Source organism: Vibrio sp. 10N.222.52.B7 (assembly GCF_041474275.1).
In the GTDB taxonomy this organism is placed as follows: domain Bacteria; phylum Pseudomonadota; class Gammaproteobacteria; order Enterobacterales; family Vibrionaceae; genus Vibrio; species Vibrio crassostreae_C.
Genome location: NZ_JBFRTU010000024.1, coordinates 24,959 through 38,909, shown reverse-complemented (window position 1 = coordinate 38,909; position 13,951 = coordinate 24,959). Strand labels below are relative to the sequence as shown.

17 protein-coding genes are annotated in these 13,951 nt (G+C 44.7%); all 17 read right to left on the bottom strand.

The genetic code is table 11. The features are described 5' to 3' along the window. Positions 1-14 precede the first annotated feature (14 nt). The 17 genes from atpF to AB4512_RS09475 all read right to left on the bottom strand — a co-directional run bounded on the left by atpF (position 15) and on the right by AB4512_RS09475 (position 13,768). Positions 15-485: a F0F1 ATP synthase subunit B gene (gene atpF / locus AB4512_RS09555; protein ID WP_032545592.1), complete on the bottom strand. Its 471-nt coding sequence runs from the start codon at positions 483-485 to the stop codon at positions 15-17. A gap of 59 nt (positions 486-544) precedes the next feature. Further along, on the bottom strand, positions 545-802 hold the full coding sequence (atpE, locus tag AB4512_RS09550; RefSeq protein WP_004411110.1) for a F0F1 ATP synthase subunit C: 258 nt from the start codon (positions 800-802) through the stop codon (positions 545-547). A gap of 48 nt (positions 803-850) precedes the next feature. Further along, entirely contained in the window at positions 851-1,648 is a 798-nt protein-coding gene (gene atpB / locus AB4512_RS09545) for a F0F1 ATP synthase subunit A (protein ID WP_017058797.1), read from the bottom strand. Positions 1,649-1,656: 8 nt separating this feature from the next. Then, positions 1,657-2,046 carry a F0F1 ATP synthase subunit I gene (locus tag AB4512_RS09540; protein WP_017058798.1) on the bottom strand — a complete coding sequence of 130 codons (390 nt, stop codon included), beginning with the start codon at positions 2,044-2,046 and terminating at the stop codon, positions 1,657-1,659. A 192-nt stretch (positions 2,047-2,238) separates the two neighbouring features. Continuing rightward, entirely contained in the window at positions 2,239-3,120 is an 882-nt protein-coding gene (locus AB4512_RS09535; RefSeq protein WP_017058799.1) for a ParB/RepB/Spo0J family partition protein, read from the bottom strand. 23 nt (positions 3,121-3,143) lie between these two features. Continuing rightward, a complete protein-coding gene (locus AB4512_RS09530; RefSeq protein ID WP_029235097.1) occupies positions 3,144-3,917 on the bottom strand; it encodes a ParA family protein in 774 nt (257 codons plus the stop codon). Positions 3,918-3,931: 14 nt separating this feature from the next. Continuing rightward, positions 3,932-4,564 (bottom strand): 16S rRNA (guanine(527)-N(7))-methyltransferase RsmG, encoded by a 633-nt coding sequence (gene rsmG / locus AB4512_RS09525; protein WP_017058801.1) that lies wholly within the window; start codon positions 4,562-4,564, stop codon positions 3,932-3,934. Then, positions 4,564-6,459 (bottom strand): tRNA uridine-5-carboxymethylaminomethyl(34) synthesis enzyme MnmG, encoded by a 1,896-nt coding sequence (mnmG, locus tag AB4512_RS09520; RefSeq protein ID WP_017058802.1) that lies wholly within the window; start codon positions 6,457-6,459, stop codon positions 4,564-4,566. Before mnmG ends, rsmG begins: the two co-directional genes overlap by 1 nt. A gap of 482 nt (positions 6,460-6,941) precedes the next feature. Continuing rightward, positions 6,942-7,376, bottom strand: a complete 435-nt coding sequence (gene mioC / locus AB4512_RS09515) for an FMN-binding protein MioC (protein WP_372174828.1) — start codon at positions 7,374-7,376, stop codon at positions 6,942-6,944. Between the two features lie 50 nt (positions 7,377-7,426). Further along, entirely contained in the window at positions 7,427-8,788 is a 1,362-nt protein-coding gene (mnmE, locus tag AB4512_RS09510; RefSeq protein ID WP_029235098.1) for a tRNA uridine-5-carboxymethylaminomethyl(34) synthesis GTPase MnmE, read from the bottom strand. A 130-nt stretch (positions 8,789-8,918) separates the two neighbouring features. Further along, positions 8,919-10,541, bottom strand: coding sequence for a membrane protein insertase YidC (gene yidC, locus AB4512_RS09505; protein ID WP_017069558.1), 1,623 nt, complete (start codon positions 10,539-10,541; stop codon positions 8,919-8,921). Between the two features lie 2 nt (positions 10,542-10,543). After that, a complete protein-coding gene (yidD, locus tag AB4512_RS09500) occupies positions 10,544-10,801 on the bottom strand; it encodes a membrane protein insertion efficiency factor YidD (RefSeq protein ID WP_004735802.1) in 258 nt (85 codons plus the stop codon). Then, a complete protein-coding gene (rnpA, locus tag AB4512_RS09495; protein ID WP_017055478.1) occupies positions 10,768-11,091 on the bottom strand; it encodes a ribonuclease P protein component in 324 nt (107 codons plus the stop codon). The genes yidD and rnpA overlap by 34 nt, the downstream gene beginning before the upstream one ends. Positions 11,092-11,136: 45 nt before the next feature. Beyond that, positions 11,137-11,271 carry a 50S ribosomal protein L34 gene (rpmH, locus tag AB4512_RS09490; RefSeq protein WP_004735800.1) on the bottom strand — a complete coding sequence of 45 codons (135 nt, stop codon included), beginning with the start codon at positions 11,269-11,271 and terminating at the stop codon, positions 11,137-11,139. A gap of 206 nt (positions 11,272-11,477) precedes the next feature. Next, complete coding sequence (locus tag AB4512_RS09485; protein ID WP_017063027.1) at positions 11,478-12,215, bottom strand: amino acid ABC transporter ATP-binding protein; 738 nt, start codon at positions 12,213-12,215, stop codon at positions 11,478-11,480. Next, positions 12,212-12,883, bottom strand: a complete 672-nt coding sequence (locus AB4512_RS09480; protein ID WP_009848134.1) for an amino acid ABC transporter permease — start codon at positions 12,881-12,883, stop codon at positions 12,212-12,214. The genes AB4512_RS09485 and AB4512_RS09480 overlap by 4 nt, the downstream gene beginning before the upstream one ends. A 135-nt stretch (positions 12,884-13,018) precedes the next feature. Continuing rightward, positions 13,019-13,768, bottom strand: coding sequence for an amino acid ABC transporter substrate-binding protein (locus tag AB4512_RS09475; RefSeq protein WP_009848135.1), 750 nt, complete (start codon positions 13,766-13,768; stop codon positions 13,019-13,021). Positions 13,769-13,951: the final 183 nt, after the last annotated feature.

Sequence of the window (13,951 nt, the reverse complement as noted above, 5' to 3'; positions counted from 1 at the left end):
TACAGCCCCTTGCTTTAAAGTTTTGCAGTAATGTTGTTAAGAAGATCATCGTGTACATCTTTATCGATTGTACGCTCAAGGATTTTCTCAGCACCAGCAATTGCCAGAGTTGCGACTTGTTTGCGCAGGTCATCACGGGCACGTGTGCGCTCAGCTTCAATTTCGGCTTCCGCTTGCGCTAAGATTTTCTGGCGTTCTGCCTGAGCCTCTTCGCGAGCTTCATCAATAATTTGAGCCTTGCGTTTATTTGCCTGTTCAATAACCTCAGTTGCGGTGCGCTTCGCTTCTTTCAATTGGTCAGAAGCGTTGGCTTGTGCTAGATCCAAGTTTTTAGCAGCGCGTTCAGCGGCTACTAGACCGTCAGCAATTTTTTTCTGACGCTCTTCAATTGCTTGCATGATTGGTGGCCATACATATTTCATGCAGAACCAAACAAACATAGAAAAAGCAATTGCTTGACCTAACAGAGTTGCGTTCATATTCACAACAGCTACCCCTCGTTAAGAATCAACTACAAAAATTTAATTAACTAATTAACAGTTAATTAGCCTGCTAGTTGACCAACAAATGGGTTAGCAAACGTGAATAGTAGTGCGATTACGATACCGATCATTGGAACAGCATCCAGTAGACCAGCGATGATGAACATCTTAACTTGTAGCATTGGAGCCATTTCAGGTTGACGCGCAGCGCCTTCTAGGAATTTACCACCAAGAATAGCAAAACCAATTGCAGTACCTACGGCACAAAGACCAACAATAATAGCAACAGCGATTGCTGAAAAACTTAGTACAGTTTCCATTTACGTTCTCCGATTAACATTAATAGTTAGAATAAAACTTAAAAATTTTTAGTGATCGCCATCTTCATGGGCCATTGATAAATAAACAATTGTTAACATCATGAAAACAAATGCTTGAATCAAAATAACCAAGATATGGAAGATAGCCCAAGGTAGAGAGCCTACCCATTGTAAATACCACGGTAGCATTGCCGCACAAAGAATGAATACAACCTCACCTGCGAACATGTTACCGAATAGACGCATACCAAGTGATAGAGGCTTCGCGAGTAGCGATACCACTTCAATCAGTAGGTTAAACGGGATCATGATTGGGTGATTAAATGGATGTAAAGCAAGTTCTTTGGCGAATCCACCTAAGCCTTTTACTTTGATGCTGTAGTAGATCATCAGAGCAAAAACACCTAAGGCCATTGACATGGTTATATTAACATCAGCTGAAGGAACCACTTTCAAATAAGGGATACCTAGCCAATGCTCCGCAGGATATGGTAAGAAATCGATAGGCACTAAGTCCATCAAGTTCATTAAAATAATCCAGCAGAATATAGTCAGTGCTAATGGAGCAATCAGAGGGTTGCGGCCATGGAAAGTGTCTTTAACGTTGCCATCAACGAATTCAACTACCATTTCAACAAAACACTGAAGCTTACCAGGTACACCTACTGTTGCTTTCTTAGCGACTGAGCGAAAAACCCAAAGGAATAACATCCCTGTCAACACCGAAAAAAACAGACTGTCTATATGTACGTTCCAGAAACTTGTCTCCTCTACAAGACCAAACTTAGCTAAAGAAAGGTTTTGTAAGTGGTGCTCAATGTATCCGGATGCTGTTGGCGCAGCCATAACTCATCCTATTTTTTATTGTTAATGAAAAGCACTGGCGCAAAGATATTAATACCTAGAACCAGTAAATAGGTCAGTTTGAGGGGAACTAATTCCACCTGCATATACATGTAGACAATAGAGAATAGTAGAACTGTGATAAGGATTTTTAGCGCTTCGCCTGCATAGAACGACGCCGCAACTAACTTAGTTGCGCGAGCTCCACTAAATAGGAAAGCACACACACAAAAAACTGCATTTGCGATGACAAAAATACCGCCACCGATTAATGCAGCAAAACCCCAATCAGGATTAACAGCTAAACCTAACCCTATCGCCACTAATATAACCGCGCTAAGCTCGATCAATAACATTTGCTTTGCAAGCACTCGTCCTGGTCTTGCTAACGCCGCTACCATGTATTCGTTCCTCTTTTAAGCCTTCTTTACTACTCGCTTAAAAGCGTGCTGAGAAATTGGCGAAAATTATACGTTCAGCCAAATTGATTGCAATAACAATGCAGCAATCATTTACATTTTTGCATACAAACCTACAACTTTTGTACGAAATTACTTGTTTATTACATAATTGACCTAAATCAATTATCTCATTTAGTACTCTAGTTTAGCAATAAGTTGCTCTAATTTGTGAGGCTCATCAAGAGTAATTGTCACTTTTGACTTACCGCTAACAGAACGAGTAACTGAAACGTTTGCTTGCAATTTTTCCGTGAGTCTTCGTGAAAGTTCGATAGCTTCTGTGTCTTCAGGCTTCGATTCACCTTCAACGTCTGGTTTTAAGCACTTTTTGACAAGTTGCTCAGTTTGACGCACGGTCATTTTTTTGGTTGCCGCAGTGTTTGCTGCTTCAACCTGGGTATCACCTTCAAGCGCAAGCAGTGCTCGAGCATGCCCCATTTCCAGTTGTTTATTGGAAACTAAACCTTTTACTTCATTTTCGAGCTGATTTAGACGTAATAAGTTACTCACCGTAGCTCTCGATTTACCGATTACATCAGCGACTTGTTGGTGTGTCAGCTCAAATTCGTTCTGTAGTCGCTCTAGCGCTTGTGCTTCTTCGATAACATTCAGATCTTCACGCTGAATATTCTCAATCAACGCCATCGCGATAGCGGCTTTGTCTTCGACTCTCTTGACCAAACATGGCACTTGTTTAAGGCCAGCTTGACGAGCCGCTCTCCAACGACGTTCACCAGCAATAATCTCGAACTGGTCGTGCGCCAATGGGCGAACTACGATCGGTTGGATAATGCCTTGAGATTGAATTGATGCTGCCAGCTCTTCTAGCGCTTCAGGCGCAATATCCTTACGCGGTTGATATACACCAGGCTTCAAGCAACCAACAGCCAGTTCAATAAGCTCACCATCAGCCGACAACGCCTGACTATGAGAAGCAACTTGCTGTTTTTCACGAGCCAATGAGCTAGTTGCAAGCAATGCATCTAGCCCTTTTCCTAAACCACGCTTAGACATTGAGCGAATTCCTTTGGTTGGACCTATACTGGGACTTCTTCACGACGCAACATTTCGCCAGCAAGAGCAAGGTAAGCCTTAGCTCCTGCGGAATATTTGTCGTAGTACATTGCTGGCTTGCCGTGACTCGGGGCTTCTGCCAGACGCACATTTCTAGGGATCACAGTTCGGTAGACTTTGCTACCAAAGTGTTTTTTGAGTTGATCAGATACTTCGTTCGATAAGCGGTTGCGAGGATCGTACATAGTACGCAGAAGACCTTCGATCTTCAGGTTCTCGTTTACAACAGCCGCTAGCTTACTGATGGTATCCATCAATGCAGTCAAACCTTCCAAAGCAAAGTATTCACATTGCATAGGAACCAATACGGAGTCGGCCGCAGCCATCGCGTTGATTGTAAGAAGGTTTAATGAGGGCGGACAATCAATAAAGATGAAATCATAGTTATTGCGAATGGGTTCGAGTGCATTTTTTAAACGAACTTCACGAGCAAACACTTCCATCAGCTTGATTTCTGCCGCAGTAACATCACCGTTCGCGGCGATGAGGTCATAATTGCCAGATGTACTCCGGCAAACCACCTCATCAAATGGGGTGTCTTCAACCAACAAATCGTAAGCTGTTGCTTCAACTTGATACTTGTCGACACCGCTCGCCATAGTGGCATTACCTTGAGGATCGAGGTCAACAACCAATATCTTGCGTTTTGTTGCCGCCATTGATGCTGCTAAATTAATGCAAGTTGTTGTTTTTCCTACGCCACCCTTCTGGTTGGCAATTGCTACGATTCTACCCACTATGGCCTCGCTGATTATCCCTGACGCGATAAAGTAACTAGATGACGCTCTCCATCAAGCTCTGGCACTTGCAAAGCTTTAATGTCTGTCACTGAACACCATTCAGGTAACAGGTCGATTTCGTCTCTAGGATGTTGTCCCTTAAGAGCCAAAAATACACCGGATTGCTCTTTAGGTAAATGGTGACACCACTCTACCATGTCTGTCATTGACGCAAATGCACGACTGAGCACTGCATCAAACTTTTCTTCTGGTTGAAATTCTTCAACGCGACTTTGAACCGGTACCACGTTGTCGATACCCAGCTCATGAATCACCTGTTTGATAAAACGAATACGCTTACCTAGGCTGTCTAGCAAGTAAAATTCGCAGTCTGGATTCATGATTGAGAGCGGAATCCCAGGAAGACCAGGTCCCGTACCCACATCGATAAAGCGCTTACCTTGTAAGTGAGTGCTAACAATGATGCTATCTAAGATATGTTTCACCATCATTTCTTGTGGGTCACGAACTGATGTTAGGTTATAAGCTTTGTTCCACTTGTTCAGTAACTCAACGTAGCCAACCAACTGGCCACGTTGTTTTTCAGATACTTCAAGTTCAGTCTGGCCAATAAGGTGATCCAGTTTTTCGCGTAATGCGCTCATTATGCTTCCTCACCTTTTTTCAACAGGCCGTGTTTTTTCAAGTAAACCAACAGAATTGAGATTGCTGCAGGTGTGATACCTGAAATTCGCGAAGCAATACCAATTGAGTCAGGCTTAGCTGTCGTTAGTTTAAGAACCACTTCGTTAGAAAGTCCTTTTACCTTGCTGTAATCGATATCAGCAGGCAGTTTGGTGTTTTCATGACGCAGTGATTTTTCAATTTCGTCTTGTTGACGCTGAATGTAACCATCGTACTTCACTTGGATCTCAACTTGCTCAGACGCTTGTTGATCTTCCAGTGCAGGACCAAAACGATCCAATGCGGTTAACTGTGAATAAGTCATTTCAGGGCGACGAAGAAGATCTTCACCGCTCGCTTCACGAGACATTGGTGTTTTCAGAATTTGGTTCAGTTGATCAATATCTTCAGATTTTGGATTAATCCAAGTCTCTTTCAGACGTTGACGCTCCTTCTCCATGTTTTCCATCTTCTCGTTGAAACGAGCCCAACGAGCGTCATCAACAAGGCCAAGTTCACGCGACTTTTCAGTCAAACGGATATCGGCGTTGTCTTCACGAAGCAGCAGACGGTATTCCGCGCGAGACGTAAACATGCGGTAAGGTTCTTTGGTACCCATGGTAGATAGGTCGTCGATAAGCACGCCCATGTAAGCTTGGTCACGACGTGGACTCCAGCCTTCTTTGCCTTGAGTAAACAAACTTGCATTCAGACCGGCCATCAAGCCTTGTGCAGCCGCTTCTTCATAGCCAGTGGTACCGTTGATTTGACCCGCAAAGAATAGACCTTTGATAAACTTAGTTTCGTAAGTCAGCTTAAGGTCGCGAGGATCAAAGAAATCGTACTCAATCGCATAGCCAGGGCGAACGATATGAGCATTTTCAAAGCCCTTCATCGAACGAACAATTTGAACCTGTACATCAAACGGCAGACTGGTAGAGATACCATTCGGGTATAGCTCGTGAGTCGTTAGACCTTCTGGCTCAATAAAAATTTGGTGACTGTTCTTGTCAGCAAAACGCATTACTTTGTCTTCAATCGAAGGGCAGTAACGAGGGCCAATGCCTTCAATCACACCCGCGTACATAGGGCTGCGATCAAGGTTGGCACGAATTACGTCATGCGTATTTTCATTGGTATGCGTGATGTAACATGGAATTTGACGAGGTTGTTGAGCTCGGCTGCCCATGAACGAGAAAACAGGCGTCGGGTTATCACCGTGCTGAACCTCAAGCTCAGAAAAATCAACGCTACGCGCATCGATACGAGGAGGAGTACCTGTTTTCAGGCGATCAACTCGGAATGGAAGATCACGAAGACGGTCAGCCAGTGCGATCGATGGTGGATCACCAGCACGGCCACCTGAAGAACTTTCCATACCAATATGGATCTTGCCGCCTAGGAATGTGCCCACAGTCAGAACCACAGCGCTTGCGCGGAACTTAAGGCCCATCTGCGTTACCACACCTACCACTTGATCCTGTTCAACGATCAAGTCATCAACCGACTGTTGGAACAAAGTCAGGTTTGGCGTGTTTTCAAGAACGTTACGAACAAAGGCTTTGTACAGTGCGCGGTCAGCTTGTGCACGAGTAGCACGAACCGCAGGGCCTTTTGATGCGTTCAATGTTCTGAACTGAATACCTGCATGATCAATAGCTTGCGCCATTAATCCACCCATTGCATCGACCTCTTTTACCAAGTGGCCCTTACCGATCCCGCCAATGGCTGGGTTACAAGACATTTGTCCTAGTGTATCGATATTATGAGTAAGTAATAACGTACTTTGACCAGTACGTGCAGATGCGAGTGCGGCTTCCGTTCCTGCATGGCCACCACCAACAACGATGACGTCAAATTTTTCGTGATAAAGCATGAACCGACCTCAGGTATTCAAACGTTTTCTAGATTGATAAAAAGGAGCGATATTCTACCTGTTTTCATAGCCTGAGAAAACGTTTTTGGGATTTTTCGAAAAAGCTGTTTTTAATTAATATAGATAAGATCTTTAAGGAGATCTTTTATTAGATCTATTATTAGGATCGAGGGTATCTGTGGATAAGTCGGAAATGATCAACGAGATCATGGATCTTTTTTGGATCAAATGATGTGATCTAACTTTGATCAGGATGAGGATTAGCTGGGATCAAAATGGCTACTTATTCACAGGAGGAAATTAGCCTAAAACTTGTTATTTGGATAACTGTAGGTTAATCACCGTATATGTATGATCTTATCCACAGAAGAAATTGAAAATAGATCGCTAATTTTCGATGTTTTTGAAAAAAAGTTATTCACAATCACGATGTTCAGAGACAAAAAAAGCGGCATAAGCCGCTTTTTGAGAGAGGAGAGAGGTTAAAACTGGTCGCTATGATCGTTGAACCAAGCTTCTACTGCGTCTTCTGGTACCGGAGTTTCCAATACATCGATGGTAAAACAGTCAGAAATAGGCTGAGCACCGAGCTCTTTCATCTGGCTGTGGACTGATTTTCCCGCCAAACAGAAGGTATCGTAACTCGAATCACCAAGCGCCACGACAGCAAAGCGAACCGGGCTTAAATCTGGAGATTGCTGGGTCAATGCGTCGATAAACGGCTTAATATTATCTGGAAATTCACCCGCACCATGAGTTGAAGTCACCAGCAACCAAAAGCCTTGTTGGGGAATATCATCGAATTCAGGCTGATTATGAAGGGTGATCTCGTGGCCTTGCTCTTCAAGAAGATCATTAAGGTGATCGCCAACGTACTCTGCACCACCTAAGGTGCTGCCTGTAATAATGTGGATCATTAAGCTGTCCTTACTAAAGAAAAAGGCCAGCATGAGCCGGCCTTTAAAGGTTATTTACCAATACAGAAAGAGGTGAAGATACGGCCGAGTAGGTCATCGGAACTGAATTCACCAGTAATCTCGTTAAGGTGTTGCTGCGTTATACGCAGTTCTTCTGCCAAGATTTCCCCTGCCATATAGCCTTCGAGCTGTTGCTGGCCAATATCTAGATGCTCAGATGCGCGTTCTAGGGCATCTAAGTGGCGACGACGTGCCATGAAGCCACCTTCATTGCCACCAGCAAAGCCCATGCAATCTTTTAAGTGATTACGTAGTGCATCAACGCCTTGTCCCGTCTTTGCTGATAGTCGAATCAGAGTTGGATCATTAACATGGCAAATCCCGAGATCTTCACCGGTTTGATCGGCTTTGTTACGAATCACGGTCATTCCGATGTTATTCGGCAGACGATCAACGAAATCTGGCCAGATATCTTTCGGGTCGGTTGCATCGGTAGTGGTGCCATCGACCATAAATAAAACGCGATCGGCTTGAGCAATTTCTTCCCAAGCGCGTTCAATACCGATTTTTTCGACTTCATCCGAGGCTTCACGCAGGCCTGCGGTATCAATAATGTGCAGTGGCATACCATCAATATGGATATGTTCACGAAGTACATCACGGGTTGTACCTGCAATATCAGTCACAATCGCGGAGTCTTTACCCGATAATGCATTCAGTAAGCTCGACTTACCGGCATTAGGACGACCTGCAATCACCACCTTCATACCTTCACGCATGATGGCACCTTGATTGGCTTCTTGGCGAACCGCTTCGAGGTTGTCGATGATAGCTTGTAAGTCAGCACTTACTTTACCGTCAGCAAGGAAATCAATCTCTTCTTCTGGGAAGTCGATAGCGGCTTCAACATAGATGCGTAAGTGAATCAGAGAGTCCACCAGCGTATTAATGCGTTTCGAGAACTCACCTTGCAACGATTGCAGAGCTGATTTCGCCGCTTCTTCTGAACTGGCATCAATGAGGTCAGCAATCGCTTCTGCTTGGGTTAAATCCATCTTGTCGTTCAAGAAGGCACGCTCCGAGAACTCACCTGGGCGTGCTGCGCGTAGCCCTGGAATAGCGAGGATGCGCTTGATGAGCATATCCATTACCACAGGACCACCGTGGCCTTGCAGCTCTAAAACGTCTTCACCGGTAAACGAGTGCGGGTTAGGAAAGTAAAGCGCGATGCCTTGGTCTAGCTCTAAACCATCGTGAGATTTAAAAGGGGTGTACTCAGCGTAACGTGGTTTCAGTACTTTGCCGGTAACTTCAAGCGCAACTTGGGCTGCTTGTGGGCCTGAAACGCGAATAATACCGACACCGCCACGGCCGGGTGCAGTCGCTTGAGCAACAATCGTATCTGTAGTCATAGTTGTGCCTGCTAGCATGTGAAAGCCAAAAAGGGGCGCTCACGATTAATCAATTAGCTGAATTGTAATCAGCTAAAAACAAAAAGGCGACCTTTTGGTCGCCTTTCTTTGTCTCTTTCTATTATCGAACTTACTTAGAATGTAAGCCTTTCTTTTCCAGCGCGCGGTAGATAAGCGTTTGCTGAATCAGAGTTACGATGTTCGATACTAGCCAGTATAGAACCAGACCTGAAGGGAAGAACAGGAAGAAGAATGTGAACATAACCGGCATAAAGGTCATGATCTTCTGCTGCATTGGATCCGTTACAGTTGTCGGGCTCATCTTCTGGATTAGGAACATTGAAGCACCCATCAGAAGTGGCAAGATGTAGTATGGGTCTTGTGCTGAAAGGTCAGTAATCCAACCGAAGAACGGTGAGTGACGCAGTTCAACAGACTCCATTAGTGCCCAGTATAGCGAAATGAAGATAGGCATTTGCAGAAGGATAGGTAAACAGCCACCTAGTGGGTTTACTTTCTCTTTCTTGTAAAGCTCCATCATTTCTTGGCTCATGCGTTGACGGTCGTCGCCGATACGCTCACGCATTGCAGTCAGCTTAGGCTGAAGCATACGCATTTTCGCCATAGACGTGTACTGAGCTTTCGTTAGTGGGTACATAGCACCACGAACGATGAAAGTTAGACAGATGATTGCCAGACCCCAGTTCACAACGATGCCTTGAATGAACGAAAGCAGAGTATGAAGTGGTTTAGCAATGAACCATAACCAACCGTAGTCAACTACTAGGTCTAGGTTAGGTGCAGTTTCAGCCATTTGGTCTTGAAGTTTAGGACCAACCCAAAGCGTTGCTTTGAAGCTCGCTTCGTCGCCATTAGCGATAGTCTTGTTCGGCATACGAACACCGATGTCGCCTAGGTTACCGATTACACGAGTGTAAAGGTTGCTGCCTGCTTCGTCGCGTGGGATCCAAGCACTTGCAAAGTAGTGCTGAATCATCGCTGCCCAACCTTGACCGTTTGCTAGGTTAAGAGACAGGTTGCGATCTTGCATGTCGTCGAAGCTGTATTTTTTGTAACGCGTATCTTCCGTAGAGTAAGCACCACCACGGTAAGTTGGCATTGTTAGGCTACCGCCGTCATCCATTACGTTCTGACGCAGGTGAGCGTACATGCCGAATGTCGCGTTGTTACCAGAGTTGTTGACTACATCGTATTCAACATCCATTGCGTAGCTGCCACGCTTAAGGATGAATGTTTTCGTGTAATCAAGGCCGTTCGCTTGGTAAGTCATCGGGATGCGTAGTTCATCCTGACCATCAGCAAGCGTGAAGCTGTCTGCTGAAACTGTGTAGCTTGGGCGGTTTGTGCTGCTTAAATCGATACCTTGAGGACCCACTAGACCGCTTTGTGCGATAAATTGGTGACCTGGTTCGTTTTTAAGAAGAACAAACGTATCTTCAGAATCGAACTCAGCAGAGTAATCGTTTAGGTTTGCTTTAACGACATCACCACCAACCGTATCAATTGACAGAGTCAGTACATCAGTTGTTACTGTGATAGTTTTAGCAGAAGAAGCAACTTGACCAGGAGCCGGGTCTAGATCATCTGCATAAGATGGCGCTGGTAGGGTGCTGCCAGATTGTGCCTGCTCAACCGCTTGTGGTGCTGGATTCTGAGCTACGTTCCATTGTTGGAACAGTAGGAAAGAAACCAAAGCCAATGCGATTAACAGGATATTACGTTGAGAATCCATCGTTATTTATCTCTGTCTTGTTTTTGGACTGGTGGAACGGGGTCAAAGCCCCCTTCGTTCAAAGGATGGCATTTTAATAGACGTTTGCCTGATAACCAACACCCTTTTACAAAACCGTGAGCTTTCAATGCTTCTATCGCATATAAAGAGCAGGTTGGAGTAAATCGGCAGCGTGGGCCGATGAGTGGACTAATAAACCATCTATAAAAATAGATGGGTATTAGCGCTATCCACGCGAAGGGCGAGACAGGCGAAGCCATAATTTGTCGAGTAGCTTGAACATTTCTTCATTGCTTAAATCTTGCGCGCTCTTCTTAGCGATTACAACAAAATCTTTGTTAGGAAGTTTGTGTTGAGTGTTACGAAAGCTTTCACGAGTAAGACGCTTGAATCGGTTACGACCCACGGCGGTTTTAATCTGCTTTTTCGGAACGGCTAATCCAAGACGAGGATTTGAAAGAGAGTTATTTCGGGCAATGATGGTGAAATGAGGGGAGCCAGCTCGATGAGCTTGCTTGAAGACATTTTGATAATGTTCGGGAGTTAACAAGCGTAACTCCCGACCGAAGGCTAGCTTATTCAAAATAATCAAAGATTACTTAGAAAGACGCTTACGGCCTTTTGCACGACGTGCATTGATTGTTGCGCGACCGTTCTTAGTAGCCATGCGAGCACGGAAACCGTGAGTACGCTTACGCTTTAGAACTGTAGGTTGAAAAGTGCGTTTCATTGTAATTACCTTACTGATCAGTAGTTTTAGGTTTTTGTTAAACCCGGCGTGGGCATTTTTTCTCTTCTTTATATAAGAAAGGAAAACCGACGCCTCTCAACAAAGAGGCGGAATTGTAATCACTGTCACAAAAAGTGTCAATGATTGGGTTAACTAAAATTCCGGTCGGGGGATTATACGTAGAATAACTAAAATCACAAGGATCCTTAGTCGATCCCAACCTTATTTAAGAATTTTTTTAATTTAGGATCCTGTGGATTACCAAAAATATCCTGTGGAGATCCCTGCTCGATAATATGACCGTCAGCCATGAAGATCACTCGGTCTGCGACCTCTCTCGCGAACTGCATTTCATGGGTAACCACCAGCATGGTTTGATGCTGATTTGCCAGTTTTTTCATTAGGTTAAGCACTTCGCCAACCCACTCAGGATCGAGCGCTGAAGTCGGCTCATCAAACAGTAAAAGCTCGGGTTGTAGTGCCATTGCACGGCCAATACCCACCCGTTGTTGCTGGCCACCAGAGAGCGCGGCTGGGTAGCTATCACCTTTGTCACCTAAGCCAATATCATCAAGTATTTGTTGTGCTTTTTCATGGGCTTGCTGTTTTTTCCAACCACGAACGGTAATTAAACCTTCAGCAATATTCTGTCTCGCGGTTTGGTGAGCGAACAGTGCATAGTTTTGGAACACAAAACCGGTCTTACGACGCAGTGCAAGCACCTCTGCCTTAGTGTGTTTCTGAGTATCAACCTTGATATCATCAATCGAAATCGTGCCTTGATCGGCTTGCTCTAGAAAATTCACACAACGCAGTAGGGTAGATTTACCCGTACCACTTGAACCTATGATGACAATTATCTCACCTTGTTTGATTTCTAGGTCGATCCCTTTCAAAACTTCGGTGTCACCAAACTGCTTGTGGATACTTTGTAATTTGATCATCGTACATACGCCTTATTCAGTTTCACTTCGGCCCAAATTTGAATACGAGTGAGGATAACCACCACGCCCCAGTAAATCAGTGCGACTGCTAAGAAAGCCTCGAAGAAGCGGAAACTTGAAGAAGCCTCCATCTGAGCTTTAGCCATGATTTCGGCGACACCTAGGGTGAAGGCAAGTGAAGTCGACTTGATCATATCGATGAAGTAGTTCATCAACGACGGCAGTGCCACGCGAGTTGCTTGCGGTAAGATCACTCGGCGCATCGCTTGGCTGGTTGTCATACCGACCGAAAGGCTGGCTTCCATCTGGCTGCGATCAATACCGATAATCGCGGCACGAATACTTTCTGCCATATACGCGGCAAAGTGCAGGGTTAAGCCAATCACAGCGGCGCTGAAGGCATCCAACCCAACCATCCACGGGAAGACTTGTGGTAAGCCGTAATAAAGGAGGAACAGCTGCACCAACAGTGGTGTGCCTCGGAAGAAGCTAATGTACAGCTGGCTCAGTTGGTCGAGCACTGGGATTTTGAATACACGAATATTCGCCAGTATCAGAGACAGGATCAGAGCAAAGAACAAGCCCCAGGTCGCCATCTCCATCGTGGTGCCTAAATACTTCAGTAGTATTGGCAACAGCTCTAGCATGTAATTAAAGTCAAATCCCATAATCTATCTCGTATTTTTATTGGCAGTGTTGTTCTATATGTAAGTACTGTTGTATCAGGTTTTTTAATCAGTGCACAAAAGCAAAAAGCCCACCGCTGTATAAAGCAGTGGGCCTTGAATGGAGAAAGTGAGTAATTACTTCTGAGTAATGTCCGCACCAAACCATTTCTGAGAGATACTTTCTAGCGTACCATCTGCGCGCATTGCTGCTAATGCTTCATTTACTTCTGCTTGCAGTTTTTTGCCGTTATCGTTGTCGACGAAAGGCCAAGCGTTTTCAATTGTTTCGAATGGCTGACCTGCTAGTTGTAATGGTAGACCAGTCTTCTTGATAAGCTCTAGTGCTGATAGGCGATCCATTACGAATGCATCGGCACGACCCAGTGCCACGTCATGTTCAATACCTGTATCGTAGGTTTTTACATTGATCTTGCCATCTTTGTCGTAGCTGCGAAGCAGTTGTTCAAAGTTTGAGCCTAGGTTTACCGCAACCGTCTTGCCATCAAGGTCTTCGATGCCTTTAATGCTGTCATTACCTTTACGAACGGTAATTTGTGCGCCGTCTACTACGTATGGGTCTGCGAATAGGTATTTCGCTTTACGTGCATCCGTCATTGTAATTTGGTTTGAAATGGTATCGATGCGACCCGTTTCAAGAAGACCAAACAGACCAGAGAAGTTTGCCGTTACGTATTCAACCTTGTAATCGTTACGCTTACCGATCTCATCCCATAAATCCACTTCAAAACCCTGTAGCTGGTCTTGTTTAACGAACGTAAACGGGAAATAGCGACCAGACATGCCGACTTTAACTTCAGTCGCAGCTTGAACAGTAGCAGCAGAGAGTGCGATAGCCGCAATTGCAGCCTTAATCCAGTTATTCATTTGGTAACTCCTTATATTTATGGGTTTGGATGTTACTGGGAAAATGCTCACTAGAATAAATAACCAGATGTTATTAACCATAACCAGATTGAATTCCCGATTTGGGGATAACTAGCAAGGATCCGGGCATAAGTGGATCATTGTGTGAGTAAATTAGGGGCAAGATGTGTGGATCCACCGATA

Excerpts from the sequence above, each read along its gene's own strand:
- atpE (WP_004411110.1), bottom strand. The coding sequence starts at position 802 with ATGGAAACTGTACTAAGTTTTTCAGCAATCGCTGTTGCTATTATTGTT.
- atpB (WP_017058797.1), bottom strand. The coding sequence starts at position 1,648 with ATGGCTGCGCCAACAGCATCCGGATACATTGAGCACCACTTACAAAAC.
- AB4512_RS09540 (WP_017058798.1), bottom strand. The coding sequence starts at position 2,046 with ATGGTAGCGGCGTTAGCAAGACCAGGACGAGTGCTTGCAAAGCAAATG.
- AB4512_RS09535 (WP_017058799.1), bottom strand. The coding sequence starts at position 3,120 with ATGTCTAAGCGTGGTTTAGGAAAAGGGCTAGATGCATTGCTTGCAACT.
- rsmG (WP_017058801.1), bottom strand. The coding sequence starts at position 4,564 with ATGAGCGCATTACGCGAAAAACTGGATCACCTTATTGGCCAGACTGAA.
- mnmG (WP_017058802.1), bottom strand. The coding sequence starts at position 6,459 with ATGCTTTATCACGAAAAATTTGACGTCATCGTTGTTGGTGGTGGCCAT.
- mioC (WP_372174828.1), bottom strand. The coding sequence starts at position 7,376 with ATGATCCACATTATTACAGGCAGCACCTTAGGTGGTGCAGAGTACGTT.
- mnmE (WP_029235098.1), bottom strand. The coding sequence starts at position 8,788 with ATGACTACAGATACGATTGTTGCTCAAGCGACTGCACCCGGCCGTGGC.
- yidC (WP_017069558.1), bottom strand. The coding sequence starts at position 10,541 with ATGGATTCTCAACGTAATATCCTGTTAATCGCATTGGCTTTGGTTTCT.
- yidD (WP_004735802.1), bottom strand. The coding sequence starts at position 10,801 with ATGGCTTCGCCTGTCTCGCCCTTCGCGTGGATAGCGCTAATACCCATC.
- rpmH (WP_004735800.1), bottom strand. The coding sequence starts at position 11,271 with ATGAAACGCACTTTTCAACCTACAGTTCTAAAGCGTAAGCGTACTCAC.
- AB4512_RS09485 (WP_017063027.1), bottom strand. The coding sequence starts at position 12,215 with ATGATCAAATTACAAAGTATCCACAAGCAGTTTGGTGACACCGAAGTT.
- AB4512_RS09480 (WP_009848134.1), bottom strand. The coding sequence starts at position 12,883 with ATGGGATTTGACTTTAATTACATGCTAGAGCTGTTGCCAATACTACTG.
- AB4512_RS09475 (WP_009848135.1), bottom strand. The coding sequence starts at position 13,768 with ATGAATAACTGGATTAAGGCTGCAATTGCGGCTATCGCACTCTCTGCT.